At 56.6% G+C, this 7,910-nt stretch carries 4 protein-coding genes; all 4 read right to left on the reverse strand.

All coding sequences use genetic code 11. From position 1 onward, the window contains the following. Nucleotides 1-90 precede the first annotated feature (90 nt). Genes NW829_RS10995 through NW829_RS11010 form a run of 4 tightly spaced genes read right to left on the reverse strand, consistent with a single transcriptional unit; the run spans nucleotide 91 to nucleotide 7,845 of the window. Complete coding sequence (locus NW829_RS10995; RefSeq protein WP_414417081.1) at nucleotides 91-3,453, reverse strand: Swt1 family HEPN domain-containing protein; 3,363 nt, start codon at nucleotides 3,451-3,453, stop codon at nucleotides 91-93. Nucleotides 3,454-3,491: 38 nt separating this feature from the next. Continuing rightward, on the reverse strand, nucleotides 3,492-4,064 hold the full coding sequence (locus tag NW829_RS11000) for a Uma2 family endonuclease (protein WP_414414105.1): 573 nt from the start codon (nucleotides 4,062-4,064) through the stop codon (nucleotides 3,492-3,494). Between the two features lie 47 nt (nucleotides 4,065-4,111). Further along, complete coding sequence (locus NW829_RS11005; RefSeq protein ID WP_414329080.1) at nucleotides 4,112-4,759, reverse strand: Uma2 family endonuclease; 648 nt, start codon at nucleotides 4,757-4,759, stop codon at nucleotides 4,112-4,114. A 53-nt stretch (nucleotides 4,760-4,812) separates the two neighbouring features. Beyond that, entirely contained in the window at nucleotides 4,813-7,845 is a 3,033-nt protein-coding gene (locus NW829_RS11010) for a DUF1156 domain-containing protein (RefSeq protein WP_414417082.1), read from the reverse strand. Nucleotides 7,846-7,910: the final 65 nt, after the last annotated feature.

The following is a 7,910-nucleotide window of genomic DNA, read 5'->3' on the forward strand; positions in this document are numbered from 1 at the left end:
CGATCGCTTCTTTCCTGAACCATGTTCAGGAGAGTTCAGCGTGAATGTATCAGCTAGTGCACAATGCTAAGGAAAAAGTTTCATTCCCGCTTAAAAATGACTATGCGGATTGTCCTCGAACTCCAGGGTGCAGAACTTTAAGGTTCGGCAGTTTTCCGCTACCGTGCGCCTCACGCTCTCCGGTAAGCCTTCCGGTATTTCCGCGTCGATTTCCAGGGTAATTTTGACAGTGGCTCCTGGCAGATTGGTCAGGTGCCGGATGACCTCGTCGGCAAGGGTTGCAACATCTCTGTTGACCCGCAGGGGATCCATTTCCACCCTGCCGTAAAATCGCCTCGGCAACGCCGGCTGGGAAACTTGATTTCCTTGATTCGTAACTGGGGAATCCTCCTCGCTGGGGCCAGGAAGAGGCGGAGTGCTGTCTGGGAAGATGCAGGGCGCCTTTGGGGAAGGAACTTGAAGGGCTTCCAATTGACGGCGGGCAACCTCTGGCTTGACCAGCAGGCTGTTGGAACCGATGCTGGGCTTGACTATGGCTGCCACTTGCAAGCCGAGGTATTTGCCTTTGGACTCATCGAAGGCCTCTGCGTAGGCAAAGCTATCCTCCCAAGCAGTTGAGGCTACCCCGTCTTCTACAGCTCTTAGAAGGACGGATGGGTCTTTCAAGCGGGGTAGGTAGAGGTACTGGGCCAGGCATTCCCACAGTCGTTTGAGATCGATGTGATCAGCCTCGCGCCAGAGGAATCTATCCAGCGTATCCAGGCGGAGGGTGATGGCAGAGTAAGCGGTAACCAGATCCCCCTCGTGGACAGCTTTGCGGCTGGCTTGCAAAATGGGGGAATCTTGCCCCTGCAGTCGGCATTCTTTCCACTCTAGACTGCCTTGGGGATCAGGCTGGGCTGGGATCAGCAGCCATTGATAGGTTTCCCGCAGAGCAGCCTCAACAGCAGCCTCGGATTGGTGCAGCTTGGTATTGGCTTGGGCGGTTTGGAAGGCATCTAGGTTGAGGAGATCTTTGTCTTCCAGGATCCCTTTCCAAGCTAGGTATTGGGCGGTATTGCGTTCTAGGCTTTCCAGGCGGGTTTTGTCGGGCGCCAAAAACAGCAGCATGTTCCTGTAGTAGCGGGGGCCGCTGCCGCGACGCTGGAGGGCCTGCTCAGCCCAGACTCGCCCAGGGCTATCCTGGCTACCCCGGCTATGGGAATACTGAGGATGCAGGATCACCAGCCGCACGCCTAAAGTGGGATCGTCGGGAATATCGGCAGTGGAGTCGGGGGCAACGTGAACGGCGCTGAACTCACCGCGATTTCTGTCGGCTTTGAGGCGCCGGATGATCTCTTGGCAGAGGGTGTGGGGCTCGTCCCTCAACAGTTGCTCGGCTCGCTCCTGAGCAGTGCGGTTGACGTTGGGCTGGGTGGAAATCCAGTAGCGACTGCCATCTCCGTATAGGTAAGTTGCCTGGTCGGATAGCCGCCGCAGGGCATCGCCGAAGGTGATGGGGTGTTCTCCCGGTTGCACGCAGCCCAGCTTGATGCGGCGCTCCTCAATGCCGCGGTTGGCGGCCCGCAGGGTGGGGGCGGATCCCATGTAGATGGTGCGGGCAACCCGGCGACAGGCGGAATACCGGCCCAGGTTGGGGTGATCTCGGTCGAGAGTCAGGGGCAGGGAAGTGGGGCCATCCACGTCTTTGTCGATTACCGGCAGCCAGTTGTCGTCTAGGTAGCGGGTCAGCTCTGCTTGTACCTGTTGATCGTCCATGGGGATGTGGGCGGGCAGGATCATCAGGCTGCGGTCATTTCGCTCCCAGAGGGTGTGGATGACCCTGGCCATCAGCCGTAGCACACCGCGGGTGCGTTGAAACTTGTCGAGAGTAGACCAGTCGGAGTAAAGGCGGTCAAACAGCTCTGGGTGAATGGGATAAGCAGCCTTGAGGCGGCGTTCGTAGTCACTTTCTTTGCACTCGCTGGGAAATTCCTGGCTTTGGCTGCGATAGAGATCCATGAACGCTTTCACCACGGCATCCCGCTGCACAAATAGCTCGGGATTGGTGAGGGGCTGAAACAGGCGGCGGCGGACAATTTCAAAGCTTTCTTCAGCGCTCGCGGGCCGCCAAGGGGATTCCACCCGGCCAATGGCATTTCTCAGGCGAACCAGAGCTTCTTTGCCCCGCTCCCCGCCAATTTCGATATCCGAAGAAGGAAGGCTCACCACCAGCAGTGTATCTTTTGCGTTCTTGGCCGATTCGCTCAGGGTTTGGGCAAAGGTAAACTGGGTGTCGAAACTGCCGCCGGCTAGGTCAGGGCTGTCGTGGAGTTGGCGAGCATAGGCCACCCACTCATCGATTAGGATCAGGCAAGGGGCATAGCGGTTGAACAAGACTTTAAGCGCATCGCCGGGGTTGGTGGAAGTTGCGTCGGCCTGCTGCACCCGCGCATAGCCTTCGGCACCTCCCAGTTGCCAGGCCAACTCCCCCCAAAGGGTGCGGATCAGGGGGCGGTTTTGCTGGGCGTGCTCAGGCTTGTAGGAGGGAATGCCGCTGGGCTGGAGCTTGTTCCCCACCAGGACGGCTATCCTGACGTTTTGAGGTGGTCTCTGCAGGCCGACGGCTTGGAGAAGAGACTCTGTGCCGGGTAGGGGGCCCTCACCCCTAGCCCCTCTTCCAAAGAGGTGGTAGAGGGCAAGCATGGCGTGGGTTTTGCCGCCGCCAAAGTTGGTCTGCAACTCTATCACGGGATCCCCCCCTTGGCCGCTGAGGCGCTTCAGGGCATTGGTGAGCAGTTGTTGCAATCCCTCGGTAAGGTAGGTGCGGCGGTAGAACTCGACGGGATCCCGGTACTCATCCGAACCTTCGCCCAGGTAGACTTCCCAAAGATCGGCGGCAAATTCGGCTTGTTGGAAGCGACCTGAAGCCACATCGGGGTGGGGAGTGGCAACCTCGCGCCAGGGCTTGAGGCCAGCCTGGGGCTGACCTTCTGTAGGGGATCCCATAGCGCGACGGCTTTCCCGCTTGGCCTGTTCTTCGAAGCGCAGTCGCAGTAGCTCTTGTTTTTGTTTTTCAACTTCGGCAGCTTGGGGGGCAGCAATGGCGCTCAGCAGTCGGGCAACGCTATCGAGGGCGCGATAGGCATCGTCAAAACCAAAAGTGCAGGTGTGGGCCCAGGTGTTGCGGGTATTGCGCAGCTCGCTGACTAGGGTGCGCTCCGCTTGTCCCAGAGTTTGCCTGAAGACGGTGTTCCACTGCTCCCACATGAGAGTCAGCAGCGCCAAAACATCTTCCTCCAGGATCTGCTCAGGACTTTTGAATTTGGGAGAGCTCTCGGGCAGGTTGTCGGCGACAACTGTCAGCCACTTCTCTCCATGGAAGGCTTGCATCTCCCGCACGACAAAAGGATAAAGCCCCTGCCGCAGAAGGTTGAGGGCGCGTCCAACTCGTTCGTGGTTGCTGATAGCCATAAGTGATTGAATGAAATTGAAGTTAGGGGGTGGGTCGATTATTTCCAGATTAAAGTGAGATCCACAACAAAGCCAGGGAGAACCGGATCCCCAGACAAGCTAGTAGGCCGCTCCAAAACTTGCACCAGCTGACCTGGGCGGTAGACGTAAACCCGCTGGCTTTCTGGATCGATCAGCCAGCCCAGTTGGGATCCGTTGTCTAGGTACTCCTGCAGCTTGGCCTGAAGGATAGCCAGCTCGTCAGTGGGGGACTTCAGTTCCAGCACAAAGTCGGGGCAAAGAGGAGCAAAGCGACGACGCTGCTCCGGGGTAAGCTGCTGCCAGCGCTCTTTGGCAATCCAAGCGGCATCGGGAGAGCGGATGGCCCCATTGGGCAGGGCAAAGCCCGCGGAAGAGTCAAAGACAAAACCTAAGTTCTTGCCTCGATTCCACTGCCACAGTTGGCCCAGCAGGTCGGCATTGCGGAATCCAGTTTCGCTGCCTGCAGGGGCCATGGCAATCAGTTCTCCTTGGGCAGTGCGTTCCAGGCGCAGCTCAGGATTTTGCCGGCAAAGCTGTTCGAAAACTTCATCGGTTAAATTCAAAGCCGGTTGCAGGTTGAGGGCAAGCATCATCTTCTTTGGGCAAAACTCTCAGAGTACGTGGCCTATGGCTCGTATTAATTCCCTAAGATGGAGCGTATTTTTTGGCGAAGGGCACGAAGGGCTGGACTTCTACCCAGATCTCGACTTTGGGCCAAGACTTCTGGCACCCACTCTAAAATCGGTAGCTGAGGAAAGGTTGGGCTGGTGGCAGAAGCCTGATATTGGCCGGATTGCAGGATGTAGATGGTTAGCTGGTTGCCTTGATAAACCCAAAGTTCGGGCACTCCTAGGCGGGTGTAAGCCTCAATCTGGGTTTTGGAAGTAACATCCACTTCGATGGCCAGATCCGGAGGCGGGTCAACAGATAGATCCAGCCGATCTTTGCCAATCACGGCCTGGTGATTTTGGATATAGAAGCATTCATCAGGTTCGATCCCGTAGTTCATTGCTTGCTGTTTGAAGGTAGCTGACCCAAAACATTCGCAGTCAACTTCCAGTTCCTCTAGCAAGATTTTGACAATGTCTCCAATGATGGATTTTTCTCGCTCATGCTTGGGTGAGGGCATTCTGATTTCCAATATCCCATCGCTGTAGGCAATACGGCTGGCTCGCTTTTCGCCCAGCTCATCTAGGATGGCTTCAAAGTCTAACCAATTCAGATTGTGAATCAGCAGGCGCTGGCCGGGTGGGATGGTGAGTTGTCGAAGCTGGAGGGTGACCATCGTCTGGTTGGGTCTGAGGTCTTTTAGGCTTTGCTTCCCCCAGAGGTAGGGGGCTAAAGCAAGCTGGGCTGGAAAGGATCATGCTGCTTTTTCTTCATTTCGGATGCTAGCCGGTTAATTTCCGGCCAGGCAATGACGAGAGTGTTATAGGCTAGGGCTTCTTGAGTCCAGCCTTTCTTTTCGCAGAGGGTATAGAGCCGATAGGCCAGATCGCGGGCAACCGCACCTCTATCTCCCAAGGCAGCCAGGAGAGCGGCGGCTTCCATTTCTCCTTTCCGATCGAGGGTGTGGATGAGGGTCTGGGTGATGAGCCAGGCGGAGGAAGCAAGGAGCAAGGAGAGGGAATCTGCTCCCTTTTCTTTTCTCTGGGCTATTTCCTCTCTTCTCAACAACCGCACCTTGCCGGCCTTGGCTTCTAGGATCCCAAGTTCCTCAAGGGACTCAATGCTGACGTTTCTGGCCTTGCTGAGGACTTCTGCTTCCCCGTAGGGGCCTGGCTCAAATTGATATTGGGCAAACCAAGTGGTGGCCCAGCGGCTGCCCTCATCGAGTTCCCCTTCTTGTTCGCTGAGATATTCATCTAGGTACTGGTTGATCAGCTGCAGGGCAGTGCGGACGGTCAGGGGCGAGCCATCGCTTTCCAAAACTGCAGCGTAGCGGGAATAGATGGCCATGCCGGGGCCGATGCTGGCTTGGGCCAAGTCCACAGGAGCAATGCTGCCCTGCTGCAGAAGCTTGAGAGCCTCAGGCAGCTCGCGCTTCAGTTCGGCAAGGAATTGGCGACGGGTAGCCTTGGGCGCATCGGCAGGACGAGGACGGCAGACTAGAACGATGGAGGAAGCGAGGGCGTTAGTGCCAGATGCAATCATGCGGTTAGCGAGTTCGGTTCGCAGAGGCCAAGTGCCGTCAATGGTGAACCCAGCCCTGATCAAGCCTTCGAGCATGGTTTCCCAACCCGTAAAGACTCGGCCACTCATGCGCTCTGGGCTCTCACCCCTGGCTCCCCTACCAGTACGGGAGAGGGGGATAGGCTTGTCCGTGTCATCATCCTCTTCATCTTCCCCTTGTCCTTGGGGAGAGGTGTCTTCTTCCGTTTGCTTAAAGGCGTAGTAAACCGTGAGCGGGTAATCGGCATGAGAAATGCCGCGAATTCGGTTAAAAGCCTTACTTAATCCTGCCTCGAAGAACTCTTTAGCCTTTTGCTTGTCTCCACTAAAACGGTAGGGAGTAGCTACCAACTCTTGATCCTTGGGAGCCAAAAGAGTGCTAAAAAGATCGGGGTATACAGAGTTGAGACAACGGCGCAGCCAAACATAGAAGAAGTCTGATAAATCGGCATAGCTAATGTTGTCATAGTAGGGAGGATCAGTGGAGATAATTTTTGGGATAGTGTCCTGAAGGTGAGGGGCTGTTGCGTCATGTTGGGTGACTTGAGCAAGAGAATTGGGAAGCGCGTTTTCAAGAACTTTAACAACCCAATCAATCGCACCATTGAAGTTTCCTGTTGAATCACTCATGGGATTTGCTTCTGCAAAATCCCAAACCATTGGAATGGCTTGTCTTCCGAAAGTATTGCGAATCGTATCGCGCCCTGAGTGCCAGCTACAAAGACCAGAGTGATAGTCTGTCGTCTTATCCACAGCAAACGCCAAATAAACGCTAATCGCCTCTCCATAGGCTCTAGCTCCTGTTCCACCCTCAGCCAAGGGCACGTTGTCATCGGGGAGTCCGGCGGCGGTCGCGTCAGCGGTGCGTAGCACCTTGGCATCGGAAATGGCCTTTTCCCGTGCTTCCGATACCAAGTCGCAGAAGGTGGTGAGGGCCACCAGTTGCCGAGGGGTGAAGAGATCTGAGATTTTCCTCATCCCATAGTTGGGAGTCTTAAAATCCCTTGGATTATGGGGTAAATTGGCATCTGGTTTCCAAGTGGGTTGAGCTGAATTGGCAATTGCCTCGTGCTCTGGGGTGGGATCCAGGTACACTCTGCCGTTTGGCCCCTCTGCCACTATGGCCATCAGTTGCGCTCCCATACGTCCGGCGCGGCCCTCTTTGCGGATGTACTCCAGCGGCACAGGCGTTCCGCAGGCAATGCAGCGTGCTCCTTTGCGGCCTACGGTTCCTTCTGGCGCTTGACCCTTACCTGACTTGACCACAAACCGGATCGAGGGAGCAGAAGCGTTCTCTCCCCCATTCACCACCACCGGCTCTACCCAAGCCTCTTTCCCCTTCTTCGTCGAAAGCTGAAACGATCGCACCAACGGCATCTGACAGCGGCAGGCTGGATTTGGACAGGTCACCGTCCGCGCCCACAACCAGGCAATCACCGTCAACTCCTCTGTGCCTAAGGGGTTTGAACAGGGAGGATAGAGATGTCCAATGCGCTCAAAGGCTTGTTCCCGCATCCAAGCCCCGTAATACCGGACATCTGCTGCCAATCCTTGGGCACCCCGCCAGGCTGAGATATGCTTCTTAGCCCGATCTTCAGGGTTGATGGGGGCCTTGTCCTTAAACTTCGGCGGAATCTCGATCAATGCCTTGTTGATCAGCACCGCCACCGGGTTGAGATCGCTGGCATGGGCCTCTAACCCCAAGCGCTGCGCTTCCAACGGGATGGATCCGCCACCGGCAAAGGGATCGTAAACGGGCGGCGCGTACTTGGCGATGTATTCTCTAACGGCTGCCGGATCCGTAGGGGGCTCTTCTCCTCGATCCCAGGCTAGACATCGGGCAATTTCTCGCTGCGCTGCCTCCAGCACGCCGGAGTTGGGATCGTTCACGTCATCCCAGGACACCAGACCCCGCACTACTCGCTTCCCTTGTTCGTTCTCGATGCGGCCCAGGATGTTGAACAGCCGCTGCCGCTCTCGCTCTTGGTCGGCCTCGGTGGGGAACTTGTCCGGCCAACTGGAAGGGTCATCGACCAGGGAAGCCCAGAGCACTGCCCGACAGGCTGCTAGGGGTCGCCGCGCCCACCAGAGATGTAGGGTGCTGGGGTGACCATGGCGGATGGATTTCTCGCGAGCCGATTCCAGATTGATGGCTTCGAGGGGCAGGGCAACTTCAATCAGCTTCTTGCGGCGGCTCATTAGACAAAGGTCAGCTAGAAATTGCAGGAGCCCCGCACTGTACCCGTAGGGTCGGTGTCGGGAGG

This window comes from Synechococcus sp. R55.8 (genome assembly GCF_047461895.1).
Classification (GTDB): Bacteria; Cyanobacteriota; Cyanobacteriia; order Thermostichales; family Thermostichaceae; genus Thermostichus.